Genomic DNA, 16,887 nt, shown 5'->3' with positions numbered 1-16,887 from the left:
TACAAAATCACGGTTTTGCCCTTTTTTTCATAAAGTATGGGGAAGGAAGGGGCGAAACCAATTGATTAACATGATCCCAATAATTCTTGATAATCATACATTCCTAGCCATTTCTGTCCGACTGCCGAAAACGAATTTACTTGCTGTCGCGTCCGAAAAAGGGTATATAATGTGCGGTGCGTTAGATGTTGGACTGCTGAACGATAAATTGAGAGATCGTAAAATCCTTGCAGGGAGGGCCACAGGAGTTAAATCGATTGAAGAGTTATTGGAAGCGCCGCTTGAATCAGTCACCTGGGAGGCTGTGGAAAAGGGCATACATCCAGGAATGATTGGTAAAGAGGCATTAATCAAAATGATTTGAAAAGGTGGGCTTTCTTTCTTCCGAAGGGGGCCTTATTTTTTTATCAAAGTAAATATTTTTTCAATAAATATGTTCTAACAGATTCATTTATAAAAATATGCTCCGATAAAACTTATAAAAGAAAGAATCGGTTTGAATTACAAATATTGAAACGGAGTACAAGTATGAGGCTAGCTATCACAAAGTCCCTAAGACCTGGAGCAAGGCTCGGTAAAAGCATTTATAATGATCGGGGCCATATCCTATTGTGCGAGGGTCTTAGATTAACGCAGAAGATGATCAATCGACTGGTTTCCCTTAATATTCCCTATGTTTACATTCAAGATTCCAGGACGGATGACATTATTCCGAAGCCCCCAGTTTCCGGGAAACTTAGAAGAGAAGCCATTAATATGATTGAAACCACTTTCCTGGACATGAAAAATAAAATGAACCTGGATGGATCATTCACGATAGAGCAGGCTAACGTCAAATTAACTCAAATAGTCCGGAACATCATGAGCGAGCTGAAAAGGAATAAAGAGCTAATGACTTTATTGGCCGACGTTTATACATACGATGACTATATCTTCACACATTCCTTCAATGTGACCTTATATACCTTGGCAATCGGGGTGGAATTGAATATCAATGATAAGAATCTCGAAATTCTTGGGCTTGGAGCGATTTTACATGATGTCGGCAAAATGCTCGTGCCTTTGGAAGTCCTCCGTAAACCCGGTAAGCTGACGGAAAAGGAGTTTGAACAAATCCAAAAACATGCCGATTACGGATTTCATCTAATTAAAAATGTTCATACCGTTTCACTTTTAGTTGCGAATTGTGCCTATCAGCATCATGAAAGGTTAGATGGATCTGGATATCCCCGTGGGATAAAAGGGGATGAAATCCATTATTTCGGCAAGATCATTGCCGTTGCCGATGTGTTTGATGCCGTTACTTCCAATCGGGTTTACCGTAAGGCCATGCTGCCGCATCAAGGATTGGAAGTCCTTTATGCCGGAGTCGGGAAAAAGTTCGACAATACGATCATCGAGGCTTTCCGCAGGGCGGTTGCCATTTATCCCAATGGTCTATCCGTCGAATTGAATGATGGGAGGAAAGGGGTAGTATCCTCTCAAAGTGAAGGGATAGGAGACCGCCCCATGATAAGGATACTTGAAGAGAATGGAGAGCAGATAAAAGAGCCCTACGAAGTGGACTTGAATAAAAACCTGCATTTGCTCATCATGAAATGTCTCGATATACAAGAACCAGCCTAACCTCAAGGATAAGCTGGTTTTTTCATTCCTTGTTTTCCTTCATGATGGCAGGTGCAACCGAGCCGTTTCCGTTACTGAAATAACTTGGAACATCACCTTCGATCAGCAGGCTTCCGACTGTCACTTCCTGGCTTACCTTGGTCTCCTTCGTGAAAGAGGGGATGACGATTTGAATATTGACATCAAAGTCCACAATCAATTCATAATAAACATTATTGATGCCTGCGTTTGTCAGTTTTGTCCTCAAATCCGATTCAACATTCCCGATGACTGACATTTTCACTGGGATTTCAGGTCCGTAATTGGAAAGGAGGTTATTCCCGGTTACGACACCAAATGGTATATAATACACCACACTTTTATATTGTTCATCATTTATTTTGGATGATCCTGTTTTAAAAGGGTTTCCCTGTTTGATGCCAAGCTTCTTTTGAATATCCTTCGTGATGTTAGCCCGCAATTCACTATATATGACTGGATTGAAGCTATAGGAAGAACTGGAGTCCTCACCACCCTTGGTGTTGGTGATGATTTTGTTCATGTCAATCTTGGCTATATTCTCATCAACCGATTCATGAATCGTTTCGGTTGCAATCCGTTTGATTTCATATTCGGCTACACTCATGATCACGGGTTCGATCGATTTGTCCACGTACCAAAGAGTCATGATACTTGATATGATGAACAGGATAAATGAATAGAGAAATACTTTTCGGGTGGGAAGAGGCCCCTTTTTTCGGAATTTCTTCGTTCGAAATCTTTTTCGGAACACGCTTTAGCCCCCTTTACTAATAACTATGCATCAAGTTCAGGGGTTTATGTTCGAATCAAAAAAAAGCAGCGTAAAATTCACGCCGCTCATCATTTCTTTTTGGCCAGATCTTTCCTTTCCCACAATTTTAAATAGGGGTAAGGGTCAAAGCTCCATTCTGTGATTCCGTTGTCTTTGTACATTCCGTAATGAAGATGAGGAGGGAATTTTCCGGAAGTTCCTGGAGGACCGTAGCCCGTACTGCCGACACCCCCGATGACTTGTCCGGGCTCAACGATTTGACCGACTTTCAACCCTTTGGCGAAGCCGCTTAAATGGGCAAAGTAATGATAGGTATTATTTAAATCCCGTATCCCAATCCTCCAACCGCCGAATTTATTCCAGCCTTTCATTTCTATGATTCCATAGCTCGTGGAACGAACGGGAAGGCTATAATCCGCAAAAATATCAGTGCCCTCATGGATTCTCCTTCCGCCCCATCCGCGAGCGCTTCCCCATGTATTCAAGTACGTATAATGAGTCCGTACTGGAACCGGGAAGGCTTTTTCATTTAGATCCAACCGGTCGTATTTCTTATAAATCTCGGCATTGCCCATAATGATGCTGACGGCTTTATCGCGTTTATAATAATCCCAAAAGCCGATCCGGATATTATCTTCATCTGCACCATATGCTTGGAGATGCTTAGAAAAAGCATACAATCGATCGGTATCATTAGTGATATCCGCTTTGCCATCACCATTGCCATCCTGGCCCAACCCATCAAAAAATGTGATCGTGAGCGGGTTCACATCGTTTAAGTCAGGATTGAGAGCCCCGCTCCACTTTGAAGGCTCGATGTGGATGCCTATAAAACCCTTTGCCGGCTCTAAATCCCTTCTTGCGGTCCTTAGGCTGTGCTCATATTGATCTGCTCCAGCAAGGTAATACCACGGGATTTGGAGGGCAGCCTCCATATTTTTATATAGCGCCATTCTCCCGGCATAAACATCAGGGGTATCGGCAGCATTGGCGACTTGGCCTGGTGCCAAGATAAACAAACAAGTTATCGTTAGAAGGAATAATTTTTTCAACGGGGCAGGCTCCTTTCATGATATTCTCCGTTATTAAAAGACATCAGTCCATCCATCTTTTATAGTTTTGCTGATTTGCCAATAAACATGAAAAATAAATAATGGGAAACCAACTATAACTTGTATAAATGCTTTTTTATTGTTAAAGTAGGGTGTGTTAATTTCTATAGAATGGAGTGGCATTTTCATGTCTTCTAGAAATAAAGAAATTCTTCGAAAACCAGATTGGTTGAAAATAAAGCTTAATACTAACGAAAATTACCTCGGTTTAAAAAATATGATGCGCGAGAAAAATCTTCATACAGTCTGTGAAGAGGCAAAATGTCCGAATATTCACGAATGCTGGGCAGTGAGAAGGACGGCTACTTTCATGATTCTAGGTGAAATCTGTACAAGGGCTTGCCGTTTTTGTGCAGTAACAACCGGACGTCCGAATGAATTGGACTGGGCTGAACCGGAGCGTGTTGCCGATTCCGTTGTTTTGATGAATTTAAAGCATGTCGTCATTACAGCTGTTGCCCGTGATGATTTAAAGGATGGAGGCGCTGAAGTTTTCGCTGAAACGGTCCGTGCCATCCGTCGCAAAAATCCATTTACATCAATTGAAGTATTGCCGTCTGATATGGGCGGGGTGTTTGAAAATATCAAGACTTTGATGGATGCTAAACCGGATATCCTGAACCATAATATAGAGACTGTCAGAAGTTTATCCGACCGTGTACGGGCTCAGGCCAAGTATGATCGTTCATTGGAGCTTTTAAGAAGAGCCAAGGAACTGTATCCGGAAATACCGACAAAGTCCAGTTTAATGGTGGGGCTGGGTGAAACGCGTGAGGAAATCCTTGAGACAATGGATGACCTTAGGGCCAATAATGTGGATATCATGACGATCGGCCAGTATTTGCAGCCGACTAAAAAGCATTTAAAAGTGCTGAAATACTACACGCCTGAAGAATTTGCCGAACTGAAAGAACGTGCATTGGAAAAAGGATTCAGCCATTGTGAATCAGGTCCGCTTGTCCGTTCATCCTACCATGCGGATGAACAGGTTAATGCTGCGGCAAAACATAAGCAGAGCAAAGGTGAAGAATTATTGAAATAGAGTGAAATAAAGGACCGAAAAAATTCGGTCCTTTTGTATTCAACGGTTATCCATTTTTTGATGGATGTTATCGTGATGATCTCTTTTATCGTTAACCATTTCGCCGTTTTCATTTTCACCGTCACTCATTTTGTATCCTTGAGGCGACTTCAGCATTCTTTTGATAGTCTGTTCAATCGTATAGTCAATCCCTCTGCTGCCGGATTTCACTGTAGCGAAGTTCTCGACATCTTGGGCAAGGGTTTGATAATCATCACTGACATAGACATGATAGTAGCGAGGCACGACGGACATGGCAGTACGTTTAACCTGGTCTGCGGTTTCCGTCCGATCCTTTGCATTGGTGTCATATACGACAAGCACTTCCTCATCAGTAACGAGGGTAGCGGCATCATTGACATTTGGAATCTGAACACTCAGTTTAGAGATGACATCAGAAAGTTGTTCACGGTCAATGGAAGCAGCTTTGTTGGAAATGTTACGGCCGTCAATGGTTGCACTATTTGTGCGGGTAAAACCGAAATCATCACTTTTATTGTCATTATTGCGATAATCCTCATCATAATATTGAGTTGGATTATTTACGTTTGTTGGGTTACCGGCATTGTTTTTTGCCCCGAGACCCTGATCTTTATCTTTATCAGCACATCCGGTTAGTGCAATAATCGAGCTTAAACCTATCGTTATTATCGTTTTTTTCATCAATAACACCCCCATAACTTTAGGATGAACATATTTCTCTATTTTTCGCTTAGTAATTGATGGGGAATCAGTTATAATTTAAAGAAGGAATGTATATATGAGAGGTGAAAACAATGATTAACATCAATAACATGACCTATGAAATAATTGAGGATGAAAGGGAAGGCTATAACGAGGAAGCGTTTAAAGCCAGATACAGTGAGATTTTAACGAAGTATGATTATATAGTGGGCGATTGGGGTTACGGGCAATTGAGGCTGCGTGGATTTTTTGATGATTCCAATCAGAAAGCCACCTTTGATACGAAAATAAGCACGCTTAGTGAATATTTATATGAATACTGCAATTTTGGCTGTCCTTATTTCGTCGTGAAGAAAATAAAGAAATAAAAAGGCCAGAATTCACTCTGGCCTTCCATGTTAAGAGTTACCATATCCTTTATATGGAGGCTGTTCGTCTTTTTCTGAATCATCATGTGTCGGATGTGCCCCAGGATATTGTCGAGGCATACCCTCATGTAACGATTTATTTTCATAATTAAAGGCACTTTGATATCGTTGCCCTTCCTGCCACGGGGTATTTTTATTCTGAACTGGTTCATCTTTTGCTATGGCTGATCCAAAAGGTCCTTCGGGAAATTCTTCAGGAATTAAATAATCCCTCTGTTTTTCGACATTGGAAAAATCGTGGTATTCTTCTTTGTCCAAGATAATCCCCCCTCATGTAATCGGTCTTACACTCAGTAGGTTTCCCGTTTAAGCTAAAAAACTTCAGCACTCAGACGATTTCCATTAAAAAGTGACGAAGTTCTTCGGCTTCCGCTTCCGACAATTGAAAGGCATGCTCAAGATAGCCTTCCTCTTCCAAATCATCAGGCCCAATAATCGCGAAACGGTTACTCTGCATATTTAAAACAAGCTTCTTTCCATAGAAACGATCGGTTGCCGTAATGGCCAGATCGAATCTTGATTCCTCTCCCATGAAGCTTATGAACCGGGTTTTTGAATCAACGACGTCATTGTATAAATAAAAGCGATCTTCCATAGTATCATTCCCTTCGTATCTTCACATTTGTAGTTCCATCATAACAAAGTGACTTCAATAGGGGAACAGACATTTTTCGGGGCTTCCGGCTGAAGAACTTCGCTCAAGCAATAATGGCATTCATCGATTAAATGAAAATGGCAAGAATATAAATGGAATCGGGGAGTGTACGTCTGGAAATGCACCCCCGTAGAAAAGCAATGTGTGGTTGAAGGAATTGAGAGTAAGGGAGAAGCTATGGTATTATCAAGGAATAAGGTTGGTTCGGTACAGCGTTTTAACTATGCCGCTCATTCAACCAATGATTCCCTATATCATCTTAGATCAGAAAGGATCTGGAAAAATGTACTTTGTAGACCGCCAAAAGATTGAACAAATATTAGGTTTTCTTGAAAAGCAGCTTGGACTTTTTGAGGGGCAGGATAATTGGGATGGAGACCATTCGGAACTTATCGCTGAAAGGCTTATACAAACTTCCATCGATTCCGTGTTGGATGTAGGAAATGCGGTAATTGATGGTTTCATTATGCGTGATCCGGGAAGTTATGAGGATATTATCGATATCCTTCAAGATGAAAAAGTGATTTCAGAAGAAAAAGCGATGCAATTCAAAAAGGTTTTGCCATTAAGGAAAATGCTGGTTCAAGACTTCATTGAAGTGGATCACAAAGAATTGCATGCCGTATTTTCGGAAAATATCGAGGCATTCAAGCAATTCCCTGATTTGGTGAGGAACTATTTAACGAATGAATTGGGACCTGTTTCAGCTTTTAAAAACTAGCAGCGTTAGGAAGGCGAATTTCAAATGAAGTCGTATAAAGGATATTTAATTGACTTAGATGGCACCATGTATCGCGGAACGGAACAAATTGCGGAAGCGGCAGGGTTTATTAATGACTTAAGGAAAAGGGATATCCCTTATTTATTCGTCACCAATAATTCATCCCGCACTCCGGCACAGGTAGCGGATAAATTGAGAAGCATCGGCATATCGACGGAGGATGACCAGGTTTTCACGACAAGCATGGCCACTGCCAATTACATAGCTGAACAAAAGAAAGGTGCATCGGTCTATGTGGTGGGTGAAGAAGGCATAATCGAGGCTCTTAAGGAAAAAGGAATGAAGCTTGTGGAAGAGCATCCCGATTATCTGGTCATGGGCATCGACCGCGGCATCAATTATGAAAAGCTGTCAAAAGCCTGTCTTGCTGTAAGAAATGGTGCTGTTTTCATTTCGACCAATGGTGATATTGCCATTCCTACCGAGCAAGGCCTTTTGCCTGGGAATGGTTCCTTGACTTCAGTTGTTTCCGTTTCGACCCAGGTACAGCCGATTTTCATTGGAAAGCCAGAATCCGTCATAGTGGAGCAAGCCCTAAGAGTATTGGGGGTTCCTAAAGAAGAGACAATCATGGTTGGAGACAACTATGATACGGATATCCTTGCCGGCATTAATGCTGGGATCGATACACTGCTTGTACATACTGGCGTAACGACAAAAGAACGTTTAAAGCAATATAAGGAGCAGCCTACGCATGTGGTGGACACCCTTGACTTATGGCGCTTTGAATGAAGAAAACCAGGTCTGCGCATGCAGCCCTGGTTTTTTTCATGTCGTCAATATCATTCGTTTACTATTCCGCATTTTCGGTTCTATGGGCAAGCCGGCTTGAAGCGGCAGCGGCAATTGCCCCAACGATATCATCTAAAAAGGTGTTCACCTTACCTGTGCTTTTATCGTTTAAATATTTTAAGATACCCGGCTTTTGTTTATCGATGAAACCATAATTGGTAAAGCCGATGGATCCATAAACATTCACAATTGAAAAAGCCAATATTTCATCGACCCCATATAGGCCTTCATCTATTTCAATGATGCTCAGCAGAGGCTCCTCGAGGAGTTTTTTCTCAGCCAGAATATCCAACTGTATGCCGGTAAGGATGGCATTTTGGACCTCGCGTTTTGAAAGGACCCGTTCGACATTGTGAAGGCAATCGGACATTTGGAGATTTTCATGGTAGCCGGATTGTAAATACATGACAAGCTCAGCGATATCCTCCAATTTCACTCCTCGTTCAATTAGCCATTTCCGAGCTGTTTTTTCAGACATTGATTGTTCAATATTAGCCATTTCATCACCCATTTCTCTATATTTTAAAGGGATAATTCTAATGCAGGTAGTTTGATTTTATTAAACTGAAAACCTATGGAGGATGTTTTGATTGGAATTTCTAATTAGGTTTCGATAATCATTCAGAAAACGGGTTATTCCACATATATATAAGTATATGATGTCCAATATTTCTATTATATCCATTTGATGAAGGAGGCCATTCCATGATAGAAGAAATCATTTTTAATAATTATGGCATACAGGTGGAGCTTGAAGAAGCCAATGTCAGGTTTCCAAGCTTCCGCTCAGGAAATATGGTGTACAGTATTGTTCCCATTGAAAATATGGAGCAGGAGGAATTAGTGGAACGGTATAAAATGTCTCAACATCTGATTTCACAAGGTGATCGTCACGTATCCGCCTTTGTCCTTGCCAATCATGGAAGTTATGTTTCGGAAGCGGATGAACAATTATTCATCCTTCTCGCCAATCAGGCATTGGAAGGACCAAGAAATTTCAATCCGGGAAGACGTCTGGCAAGATTCCATCAGCGTGGGAGAACGATTAATGAAACGATTCGAACTTGTTCAAGGATCGGTAAATGGAAAGAACTATGGGAACAAAGGATCGATCAGTTAGAAAAGATTTGGCGGGATAAGCTCAACGCCCATCCTGATAACCAGTTTGAAAAATTATTTATAGAAACCTTTCCCTATTATATGGTCCTAGGTGAAAATGCGATTCAATATTTAGTCGACACGGAAATTGATGATACCCCGCAAATTGTCGATAGCGGAACGGTATGTTATGAACGTTTTTTACATGATACCTGGAAAAGCAATAAGTGGATGAAAAATCCGTTCGATTGGGTATTCGACCACGGAACCAGGGATGTCGCGGAATGGGTGAGGGAACATTATTTTCAAAATGTGCATACCCATCAGCGGGGCATTGGCCATTTCTTTCACGAATACCAGTCCATAGAACCCTTATCCAGTTTTTCAGCCCGGTTGTTATATTCGAGGATGCTGTTTCCCATTCATTATTTTGAAACGGTGGAAGAGTATTTTTCAAAAACGACGGAATCAAGATCGAATGAATTGGAGGATAAAATAGCTTCGATCACGAAATCCTCCCAACAATATGAGTCCTTCCTCAAACATTTTTATGAATTGGCAGAGGTCCCTGCCAAGCATTATGATTTGCCTAAAATTGACTGGATTTAGATAAAAACGGGAAAGAAATATGATTCATTCTTACTTACTATGTTATGATAATAACAAGATTTTTTAGAATAATTAGATATTTAATCACTGCGGAAGGATGGGATCATGAAAAGATTGATGATGGCCGCCGTTATAGCCTTTTTAATCATCCAAACGGCGAATCTTGCGAAAGCTGAATCGAAAACAAGTTGCGAATCGCCTCAATTCAAGATTGTCATGAAGTCTGAAGCGGATGTGAAAGAAAAGGCGTCGGCTGCAAGTAAAACGTTAAAAACGTATAAGAAAAATAAAGAATTATCGGCAAGCGGGAGAACTGGAAACTGGTATGAAATCTGTCACGCAAATAAGGCCGCATATATCAATATGGCAGATGTAAAAGAGGTTTTCAGTACTGATGAAAAAGCTCTTCTAAAGAAATTCGATAGGAGGAAAGGTGTTAACCAAGTTGTATCGGCGACAGGTAAATCGATGAGTGATACGAAGGTAACGATCCAAACTTATGAGAAGAAACAAGGGGAATGGCGCCGGGCATTGAAGAAGATGGAGGGTGTCATTGGGAAGAACGGCTTCACGAAGAGCAAAAAAGAGGGGGATGGGAAATCCCCGGTTGGAATTTATTCCTTTGGTACGGCCTTTGGAAGCGAAACGAAGCCGGCCGGAATGAAAATGGGTTATAAGAAAACGACCAAATATGACTACTGGATTGATGATCAGACATCCAAGGATTATAACAAGTGGAAAACCTATAAAGGAAATCCTGCAGTTAAATGGAAGTCTTTTGAAAGGATGAATCATGAACTGTATAGGTATGGAGCGGTCATCAATTATAATACGGATCCCATCATAAAAGGAAAAGGCAGTGCAATCTTTCTCCATATATGGAGAGGGGGTACAAAACCGACGGCGGGATGTACAGCCACGGCCGAAAGGAATGTCCTCAGTTTACTGAAATGGATGGATCCCGTGCAAAAGCCACATATTGTAATGGGTACAAATGATTCATTGAAGAGTGTTAAGTAATAATCATCAAAATGGTTTTCCCATAAAAAAAATAAACGTTACCCGTTCTTACTCGTTCAAGGGATGGACGAAAAAAGTTCGTGCATCCATCTTTTCTAACTATTGATAATTATGTGAATTAAACTTATAATGTCTACTATACAAATACAAATGTTTTCTACAGGCAAACAGTTTTTAAGGGGGAACCAAAATATGAAAGCCATCTCGATCGGTTTATTGGGGTTAGGTACAGTCGGATCAGGAGTCGTACAAATCATTGAAAGCCACCAGGACAAGCTCATGCATCAAGTGGGCTGTTCCATATCCATTAAGAAGATACTAGTGAAAGACACGACGAAGGAGCGGCTTGTCGCGGTCGAAAAAGGAATGTTAACGGACAATCCTGAGGATATCCTTTCGAATCCCGAGATTGATGTTGTAATAGAAGTGATGGGCGGAATCGAAGAAACACGCGGCTATCTAATAGAAGCGATAAAAAATAAAAAGCATATCGTTACGGCGAACAAAGACCTAATGGCTTTACATGGACCGGAACTGTTGGAATTGGCCACCGATAATCAATGTGACTTGTTCTATGAAGCAAGTGTTGCAGGGGGAATTCCGATTTTACGCGGTCTTGTCGATGGGTTATCTTCTGACCGCATCACGAAAATGATGGGAATCGTCAATGGAACGACAAACTTCATTTTAACGAAAATGAGCAAGGAAGGCAGAGCTTATGATGACGTATTGAAGGAAGCCCAGGAGCTGGGATTTGCTGAAGCCGATCCGACAGCCGATGTAGGCGGATTGGATGCGGCCCGTAAAATGGCGATTCTATCAACACTCGGGTTCTCAATGAACATTGGCTTGAATGATGTTGAGGTACAGGGCATTACCGAGATATCCGAAGAGGATTTGAGATATAGCAAGAAGCTTGGTTATACAATGAAATTGATCGGGGTCGCTTCCAGGGCAGGGGATAGGGTCGACGTAAGTGTCCAGCCTGCACTTCTTCCGGAAGCACATCCGTTGGCATCGGTAAATAATGAGTATAATGCTGTATACGTTTATGGGGAAGCCGTAGGGGAAACGATGTTTTACGGACCGGGGGCTGGCAGTCTTCCTACTGCGACTGCAGTCGTTTCGGATATGGTGACGGTCATCAAGAATATGAGGCTGGGCGTAAATGGCCGCAGTGCCGTTGCACCTCAATACCCGAAACAATTAAAAGATGCCACTGAAATTTTCGCTAAATTCTTCATTCGGTTACATGTTCAGGATGAAGTTGGCGTTTTAGCCAAAATCACGAATTTATTTGCCGAGCATGGGGTAGGATTCGATAAAATCCTTCAATTGCCGCTGGATGAAAAGGAATCTTCCGAAATCGTATTAGTTACGCATACTGCAACAAAGGCTGCATTTGAGCAAATAATACAGAAATTACATGATTACAATATGGTAAGAGAAGTGAAAAGCACATACAGAGTTGAAGGAGAGGACATCAAATGAGCTGGCAAGGACTTATAAGCACGTATAAAGATTTTTTACCCGTCAATGAAAACACACCTGCACTAACCCTTTTGGAGGGCAATACACCTTTAATCAGACTGAATCGATTATCCGAAGAGTGGGGAATCGACTTACATGTAAAATATGAAGGGGCAAATCCAACTGGGTCATTTAAGGACCGCGGAATGGTCATGGCCGTCGCCAAAGCGATAGAAGAGGGCAGCGACACGATCATCTGTGCATCCACAGGGAATACATCAGCAGCTGCAGCAGCTTATGCGGCTCGTGCCAACCTGCGCTGTATCGTCGTCATCCCGGAAGGTAAAATAGCCATGGGCAAGCTTGCCCAAGCCGTTATGTATGGAGCGGAAATCATCTCGATCGAAGGGAACTTCGACCAAGCTTTAAAGATCGTCCGTTCGCTTAGTGAGAGTTCACCGATAACTCTTGTGAATTCGGTCAACCCATACCGGATTGAAGGGCAGAAGACAGCGGCTTTCGAAATTTGTGATGCTCTCGGCTCCGCACCGGATATTTTGGCGCTGCCAGTCGGGAATGCAGGGAATATAACGGCTTACTGGAAAGGCTTTAAGGAATATAACGAATCGAAACAAACGGGCCTTCCTGAAATGAGAGGGTTCGAAGCTGAAGGAGCGGCTGCAATTGTCCGGGATAGCATTATTGAAAATCCAGAAACGATCGCAACGGCCATCAGGATTGGAAATCCTGCAAGTTGGAAGTTTGCTGTGGAAGCGGCAAATGAATCCAAAGGCAAAATTGATGAGGTGACAGACGAAGAAATTCTGGAAGCCTACCATTTCCTTGCTAAAAAAGAAGGGGTATTTGCAGAGCCGGCATCTTGTGCTTCCATTGCAGGTATCTATAAACAATTAAAAAGCGGTGAAATCAAAAAAGGAAGTAAGATTGTTGCTGTATTGACTGGAAATGGATTGAAGGATCCGAATGTGGCAGTCAATACAAGTACGATTCAACCTACATTGCTGCCAATGGATGAAGAAGTCATTTTAGAACATCTGCAAGGTGTGAAACAGGCATGAGTGCGGAATCAGAGATGTTCTTGATCCGTGTACCAGCAAGTACGGCCAACTTAGGGCCAGGTTTCGATTCCATCGGCTTGGCGCTAGGACTTTACTTGGAAATACACGGATCTCCATCAGATCATTGGGAAGTCGTCCCGCTTTCAGAGGAAATGTCTGTTTTTCCAAGGGATGATAATAATTATATCGTCCAAATTGCCAAGGAAACGGCGGCCTCCTATGGAAAGGAACTTTCCCCATGCCGGCTTTTCGTCTCTAGTGAAATTCCACTGGCGCGCGGGCTTGGAAGCAGTGCATCTGCCATTGTGGCGGGAATTGAATTGGCAAACATCATTGGTGAGCTTCATTTATCAAATGAGGAGAAGAATAGGCATGCTTCCCTCTTTGAAGGGCATCCCGATAATGCGGGGGCATCTGTGTATGGTGGATTGGTTGTGGGCCTTCATACGGAGGAAAGGACGGATGTCGTGTCGTTTCCGATCGAGGGAGTTAAGGTGATCGCTGTCATTCCCCATTTTGAATTGCTAACTGAGGATTCAAGAAATGTCCTTCCGAATTCGCTTTCCTATAAAGATGCGATAAGCGGGAGCGCAGCCGCAAATGTAATGCTTGCAGGAGTTCTATCGAAAGATTGGAAACTTGTTGGTGAAATGATGCAAAGTGATCGTTTCCATCAGCCATATCGAGCGGAGTTGGTCCCTCATTTAGCGCTTATAGAAGAAGTCGTCCACAATGAAGGCGGATTTGGTGCGGCATTAAGCGGAGCAGGACCAACCGTTTTATGCTTGGCATCTCCAGAAAAAAGTGAAGGTTTGCTCACTGGATTGAAGGATAGATTTCCGGAATTCCATGTGAAGGAATTGGAAATCGATAATGATGGAAGTTATACGGCAATCCTTTCTGAACAGGAAAAAAAGGAATTGAAGTTTTTGAAATCGTGAGCCGTGTTCATTTGCCATATAAAAAAGCTGACCCGTGTCAAGCCGTATCAATTCATTTGATAGGGCAAAAGCCGAGTCAGCTTTATTTTTATTACAGTCCGCAAAAAAATTCCGGCCTGCATGAAAAAAGGTTGAACGTGTATAGATGAAGTGATCCTTCATCCATACGCTGCATGTTATTTAAAGGGCTATTAGAAAACTTGTTCAACTTCCACTACACCAGGAACTTCTTCAAGAAGGGCACGCTCAATCCCAGCTTTTAGCGTAATGGTCGAACTAGGACAGCTTCCGCAAGCTCCTAGTAATCGTAATTTTACAATTCCATCTTCTACGTCAACTAGTTCACAGTCACCGCCATCACGAAGAAGAAACGGACGAAGCTTATCTAGGACTTCTTGAACTTGAACTTCCATTGTTTGTTCAGACATTGCAATCGACTCCTTTCCTAATCATATTATAATGCGAAGGTAATAAAAAATCCAACTGTAACTTTGCGGAAATATAATCTATATTATTCTGGTATGATGGAAACAGGTGAAGTTTTAAACATTATTCAAATGAAGCAACTATAATAAACTGAAGGAGGAAGAGTATGGTAAGGAAAGATATTGAGATAGAAGTGTATGGAGCTGAGCAAATTTGCGCCAGTTGTGTGAATCACCCCTCTTCGAAAGATACCTGCGAGTGGCTTGAAGCCGCTTTAACGAGAAAATTTCCTGAGCAGCCATTCAAAATATCCTATATAGATATGTATAACCCACCAGAAACATTGAAGCAAAAGAGCTTTGCCGAGAAAATGATCGAGGAAGATTTATTTTATCCACTGGTCCTCATCGAAGGTGAAATCATTGCGGAAGGAAATGTCCGTCTCAAAAAAGTGGTGGAAACGATGGAGAAATATGGATACTCAGTGCAAGTGTAATATATAATGGAAGAAATAAGAAAAACTGACCCATGAATGGGCTGCATGCAGCTCATTGGGCCAGTTTATAATCAACCGTTATGGTATTTATACATCCACAGAATGCCTGATTTCATTAGGCGTGCCACTCTGCCGGTGATTGGGCGATTTGCAACAAGACCAAAACCTTGTTTCTTCCCAAGGGAACCTAATGTTCCTTTTAATTTCATGGTAGGGAAGCTTTCAGGAAGTGGTTCATTTGCCCATTTCTTCACAAGGACTTGGACGATTTGCTCAGCTTGGGACTCCGCTAATTGAGCACTAGGTGCATGAGGCAGGCTCGCGCAGTCGCCGACTACAAAGATGCTGTCATCATTAGGAAGGAAATGCTGAGGAGTCAGAACGGCTCTTCCTTGACGGTCTTTTTCAATATCCATATCGCGGATGATCTTGCTTGGCTGAATTCCAGCTGTCCATACGATGACGTCGCTTTGAACGGCTTCGTCGCCATTGTAAAGAAGGTTTGGTTCAACTTTCGTAATATTTGAATGATGGACGATTTCGATGGTATGTTTATCGAACCATGATTCGACAAAAGTACTTAATCTTTCTGGGAAAGCAGATAGAATATGCGGTCCACGGTCAAATAGCTTAACGTTTAAATCTGAACGGCTTTCAATCAATTCACTTGCAAGCTCAACACCGCTCAGTCCGCCACCAACGATAGAAACGGTTGCACCGGCACCTAAATTATTCAAAGCTGAATATGTGCGGCGTGATTTATCGATTGTTTGGATACTGTAAGTGTGTATGTCTGCACCAGGAATATCGTGGTATTTGTCTTCGCAGCCAAGGCCAATGACTAAATCATCATAAACGACAGGATCTTGATTTTCTATAATGACCTGTTTATTTTCCATGTCGATGGAAAGTACTTCTCCGTATACGTTCTTCAAGCGAGGATGTTCAGGAAATGCAACACGGATGTGCTGATCTGGAATGGTACCTGCTGCTAAAGCATAATATTCCGTTTTTAAGCAGTGATAAGGATTACGGTCGATAAGCGTGATGCTCACATTTTCAGGAAGCTGATTAGGCAGCAATCTTTGCAACATGCGCATACCACCATACCCGCCACCAAGTATGACTAGATTCTTCATATGATTTTTTCCCCTTTATTTGATCTCTTGAAAAATTTGATTAGCACTTAACTATAGGATTCCCCCAAATGGTCCCCTTAAAAGTTTAATTAAATATATATACCCCAATTTGTAGTAAGAATAAAAAATTAGATAATTTTCTTTTTTTACGTACCCCGACAAAAGTATAACGAATATAAAAGGAAATCACAACCGATATCTTGAAATAGGCTTATTTTTTATGCGTAAATATTGACTGTTAATGGGAAAAGTAATAAGATGGGTTGTTAGTAACTGTGAGGTGAAACAATGTACCCGATTATTGAATTTTGCGTAAGCAATCTAGCCAGCGGGGCTCAGGAGGCTCTCGAAAGATTGGAGCGGGATCCGAATTTGGATATCATAGAATATGGTTGCCTGGGATATTGCGGCAGATGCTCCAGTAACTTATATGCACTTGTAAACGGTGAAGTGGTTTTTGGTGACACAACGGATGAATTGGTAGATAAAATATATAAGTACATTGATGAATTTGAAATGTCTTAATCATCAACGGCGGATAAAAGGCTGTTCCTGGAAGGGACAGCCCTTTTTTTATCAGTGCTGCAGCAAAGGGTGGGTTGTTTCCTGGGTCAGTTGGAATTCCTGAAAGCGGTCCCTGGCCATCTGGATGATGGA

Annotated in this window: 21 protein-coding genes; 13 read left to right on the top strand and 8 right to left on the bottom strand. The window is 41.9% G+C overall.

Annotated features, from left to right (window positions below; all coding sequences use genetic code 11):
* Nucleotides 1-61: 61 nt before the first annotated feature.
* Both AC2YHV_RS10390 and AC2YHV_RS10385 read left to right on the top strand, forming a co-directional pair.
* The gene (locus tag AC2YHV_RS10390; RefSeq protein WP_034310161.1) at nt 62-364 is read left to right on the top strand and encodes a YunC family protein; all 303 of its coding nucleotides are present in this window, start codon (nt 62-64) and stop codon (nt 362-364) included.
* A 164-nt stretch (nt 365-528) separates the two neighbouring features.
* A complete protein-coding gene (locus AC2YHV_RS10385; protein WP_487373153.1) occupies nt 529-1,626 on the top strand; it encodes an HD-GYP domain-containing protein in 1,098 nt (365 codons plus the stop codon).
* 22 nt (nt 1,627-1,648) lie between these two features.
* On the opposite strand, the gene yunB is transcribed toward AC2YHV_RS10385, so the two are convergent.
* Both yunB and AC2YHV_RS10375 read right to left on the bottom strand, forming a co-directional pair.
* Nucleotides 1,649-2,398: a sporulation protein YunB gene (gene yunB / locus AC2YHV_RS10380; RefSeq protein ID WP_063574753.1), complete on the bottom strand. Its 750-nt coding sequence runs from the start codon at nt 2,396-2,398 to the stop codon at nt 1,649-1,651.
* 89 nt (nt 2,399-2,487) lie between these two features.
* Nucleotides 2,488-3,471 (bottom strand): M23 family metallopeptidase, encoded by a 984-nt coding sequence (locus AC2YHV_RS10375; protein WP_487373152.1) that lies wholly within the window; start codon nt 3,469-3,471, stop codon nt 2,488-2,490.
* Nucleotides 3,472-3,658: 187 nt separating this feature from the next.
* Here AC2YHV_RS10375 and lipA point away from each other — a divergent pair, with 187 nt between their 5' ends.
* Entirely contained in the window at nt 3,659-4,573 is a 915-nt protein-coding gene (gene lipA, locus AC2YHV_RS10370) for a lipoyl synthase (protein ID WP_034310172.1), read from the top strand.
* A gap of 39 nt (nt 4,574-4,612) precedes the next feature.
* On the opposite strand, the gene AC2YHV_RS10365 is transcribed toward lipA, so the two are convergent.
* Nucleotides 4,613-5,275: a YhcN/YlaJ family sporulation lipoprotein gene (locus AC2YHV_RS10365; protein WP_063574755.1), complete on the bottom strand. Its 663-nt coding sequence runs from the start codon at nt 5,273-5,275 to the stop codon at nt 4,613-4,615.
* A 113-nt stretch (nt 5,276-5,388) separates the two neighbouring features.
* Here AC2YHV_RS10365 and AC2YHV_RS10360 point away from each other — a divergent pair, with 113 nt between their 5' ends.
* Nucleotides 5,389-5,664, top strand: coding sequence for a YutD family protein (locus tag AC2YHV_RS10360; RefSeq protein WP_034310177.1), 276 nt, complete (start codon nt 5,389-5,391; stop codon nt 5,662-5,664).
* Between the two features lie 30 nt (nt 5,665-5,694).
* Here the strand turns inward: AC2YHV_RS10360 and AC2YHV_RS10355 are convergent, their stop codons facing one another.
* Nucleotides 5,695-5,982 (bottom strand): cytosolic protein, encoded by a 288-nt coding sequence (locus AC2YHV_RS10355; RefSeq protein WP_170946935.1) that lies wholly within the window; start codon nt 5,980-5,982, stop codon nt 5,695-5,697.
* 70 nt (nt 5,983-6,052) lie between these two features.
* On the bottom strand, nt 6,053-6,319 hold the full coding sequence (locus AC2YHV_RS10350) for a DUF3055 domain-containing protein (protein ID WP_034310182.1): 267 nt from the start codon (nt 6,317-6,319) through the stop codon (nt 6,053-6,055).
* Nucleotides 6,320-6,662: 343 nt separating this feature from the next.
* Here AC2YHV_RS10350 and AC2YHV_RS10345 point away from each other — a divergent pair, with 343 nt between their 5' ends.
* Both AC2YHV_RS10345 and AC2YHV_RS10340 read left to right on the top strand, forming a co-directional pair.
* Nucleotides 6,663-7,100, top strand: a complete 438-nt coding sequence (locus AC2YHV_RS10345; RefSeq protein WP_048688255.1) for a DUF86 domain-containing protein — start codon at nt 6,663-6,665, stop codon at nt 7,098-7,100.
* Between the two features lie 24 nt (nt 7,101-7,124).
* Nucleotides 7,125-7,892, top strand: a complete 768-nt coding sequence (locus tag AC2YHV_RS10340) for a TIGR01457 family HAD-type hydrolase (protein ID WP_034310188.1) — start codon at nt 7,125-7,127, stop codon at nt 7,890-7,892.
* A 61-nt stretch (nt 7,893-7,953) separates the two neighbouring features.
* On the opposite strand, the gene AC2YHV_RS10335 is transcribed toward AC2YHV_RS10340, so the two are convergent.
* Complete coding sequence (locus AC2YHV_RS10335; RefSeq protein ID WP_034311650.1) at nt 7,954-8,451, bottom strand: phosphatidylglycerophosphatase A family protein; 498 nt, start codon at nt 8,449-8,451, stop codon at nt 7,954-7,956.
* A 206-nt stretch (nt 8,452-8,657) separates the two neighbouring features.
* On the opposite strand from AC2YHV_RS10335, the gene yutH reads away from it, so the two are divergent.
* From yutH to thrB, 5 genes are all read left to right on the top strand, one after another.
* On the top strand, nt 8,658-9,659 hold the full coding sequence (gene yutH / locus AC2YHV_RS10330) for a spore coat putative kinase YutH (RefSeq protein ID WP_057278053.1): 1,002 nt from the start codon (nt 8,658-8,660) through the stop codon (nt 9,657-9,659).
* Nucleotides 9,660-9,764: 105 nt separating this feature from the next.
* A complete protein-coding gene (locus AC2YHV_RS10325; RefSeq protein WP_231892148.1) occupies nt 9,765-10,679 on the top strand; it encodes a L,D-transpeptidase family protein in 915 nt (304 codons plus the stop codon).
* A gap of 192 nt (nt 10,680-10,871) precedes the next feature.
* A complete protein-coding gene (locus tag AC2YHV_RS10320) occupies nt 10,872-12,170 on the top strand; it encodes a homoserine dehydrogenase (RefSeq protein ID WP_034310194.1) in 1,299 nt (432 codons plus the stop codon).
* Complete coding sequence (gene thrC / locus AC2YHV_RS10315) at nt 12,167-13,228, top strand: threonine synthase (protein ID WP_053536744.1); 1,062 nt, start codon at nt 12,167-12,169, stop codon at nt 13,226-13,228. The genes AC2YHV_RS10320 and thrC overlap by 4 nt, the downstream gene beginning before the upstream one ends.
* Entirely contained in the window at nt 13,225-14,169 is a 945-nt protein-coding gene (gene thrB, locus AC2YHV_RS10310; RefSeq protein WP_487373151.1) for a homoserine kinase, read from the top strand. The genes thrC and thrB overlap by 4 nt, the downstream gene beginning before the upstream one ends.
* Before the next feature lie 191 nt (nt 14,170-14,360).
* On the opposite strand, the gene AC2YHV_RS10305 is transcribed toward thrB, so the two are convergent.
* Nucleotides 14,361-14,597 carry a NifU family protein gene (locus AC2YHV_RS10305; RefSeq protein ID WP_034310199.1) on the bottom strand — a complete coding sequence of 79 codons (237 nt, stop codon included), beginning with the start codon at nt 14,595-14,597 and terminating at the stop codon, nt 14,361-14,363.
* Between the two features lie 164 nt (nt 14,598-14,761).
* On the opposite strand from AC2YHV_RS10305, the gene AC2YHV_RS10300 reads away from it, so the two are divergent.
* Nucleotides 14,762-15,091, top strand: a complete 330-nt coding sequence (locus tag AC2YHV_RS10300) for a YuzD family protein (protein ID WP_487373150.1) — start codon at nt 14,762-14,764, stop codon at nt 15,089-15,091.
* Between the two features lie 71 nt (nt 15,092-15,162).
* On the opposite strand, the gene AC2YHV_RS10295 is transcribed toward AC2YHV_RS10300, so the two are convergent.
* Nucleotides 15,163-16,230 (bottom strand): NAD(P)/FAD-dependent oxidoreductase, encoded by a 1,068-nt coding sequence (locus tag AC2YHV_RS10295; protein WP_048687320.1) that lies wholly within the window; start codon nt 16,228-16,230, stop codon nt 15,163-15,165.
* Nucleotides 16,231-16,518: 288 nt separating this feature from the next.
* Between AC2YHV_RS10295 and AC2YHV_RS10290 the strand changes: the two genes are divergently transcribed.
* Nucleotides 16,519-16,755, top strand: a complete 237-nt coding sequence (locus tag AC2YHV_RS10290) for a YuzB family protein (RefSeq protein ID WP_034310204.1) — start codon at nt 16,519-16,521, stop codon at nt 16,753-16,755.
* The last annotated feature ends 132 nt before the right edge of the window (nt 16,756-16,887 follow it).

This window comes from Peribacillus sp. SRI_006 (genome assembly GCF_057586375.1).
The sequence above is the reverse complement of the archived record's forward strand: the minus strand, read 5'-3'. Positions and strand labels throughout refer to the sequence as shown.

Bases quoted from the DNA above. Each gene is read 5' to 3' on its own strand.
- AC2YHV_RS10365 (WP_063574755.1), bottom strand. From the start codon at position 5,275: ATGAAAAAAACGATAATAACGATAGGTTTAAGCTCGATTATTGCACTA.
- AC2YHV_RS10345 (WP_048688255.1), top strand. From the start codon at position 6,663: ATGTACTTTGTAGACCGCCAAAAGATTGAACAAATATTAGGTTTTCTT.
- AC2YHV_RS10385 (WP_487373153.1), top strand. From the start codon at position 529: ATGAGGCTAGCTATCACAAAGTCCCTAAGACCTGGAGCAAGGCTCGGT.
- thrB (WP_487373151.1), top strand. From the start codon at position 13,225: ATGAGTGCGGAATCAGAGATGTTCTTGATCCGTGTACCAGCAAGTACG.
- AC2YHV_RS10350 (WP_034310182.1), bottom strand. From the start codon at position 6,319: ATGGAAGATCGCTTTTATTTATACAATGACGTCGTTGATTCAAAAACC.
- AC2YHV_RS10335 (WP_034311650.1), bottom strand. From the start codon at position 8,451: ATGGCTAATATTGAACAATCAATGTCTGAAAAAACAGCTCGGAAATGG.
- AC2YHV_RS10305 (WP_034310199.1), bottom strand. From the start codon at position 14,597: ATGTCTGAACAAACAATGGAAGTTCAAGTTCAAGAAGTCCTAGATAAG.
- AC2YHV_RS10320 (WP_034310194.1), top strand. From the start codon at position 10,872: ATGAAAGCCATCTCGATCGGTTTATTGGGGTTAGGTACAGTCGGATCA.
- AC2YHV_RS10300 (WP_487373150.1), top strand. From the start codon at position 14,762: ATGGTAAGGAAAGATATTGAGATAGAAGTGTATGGAGCTGAGCAAATT.
- thrC (WP_053536744.1), top strand. From the start codon at position 12,167: ATGAGCTGGCAAGGACTTATAAGCACGTATAAAGATTTTTTACCCGTC.
- AC2YHV_RS10325 (WP_231892148.1), top strand. From the start codon at position 9,765: ATGAAAAGATTGATGATGGCCGCCGTTATAGCCTTTTTAATCATCCAA.
- AC2YHV_RS10340 (WP_034310188.1), top strand. From the start codon at position 7,125: ATGAAGTCGTATAAAGGATATTTAATTGACTTAGATGGCACCATGTAT.
- AC2YHV_RS10295 (WP_048687320.1), bottom strand. From the start codon at position 16,230: ATGAAGAATCTAGTCATACTTGGTGGCGGGTATGGTGGTATGCGCATG.
- yutH (WP_057278053.1), top strand. From the start codon at position 8,658: ATGATAGAAGAAATCATTTTTAATAATTATGGCATACAGGTGGAGCTT.
- lipA (WP_034310172.1), top strand. From the start codon at position 3,659: ATGTCTTCTAGAAATAAAGAAATTCTTCGAAAACCAGATTGGTTGAAA.
- AC2YHV_RS10290 (WP_034310204.1), top strand. From the start codon at position 16,519: ATGTACCCGATTATTGAATTTTGCGTAAGCAATCTAGCCAGCGGGGCT.
- AC2YHV_RS10360 (WP_034310177.1), top strand. From the start codon at position 5,389: ATGATTAACATCAATAACATGACCTATGAAATAATTGAGGATGAAAGG.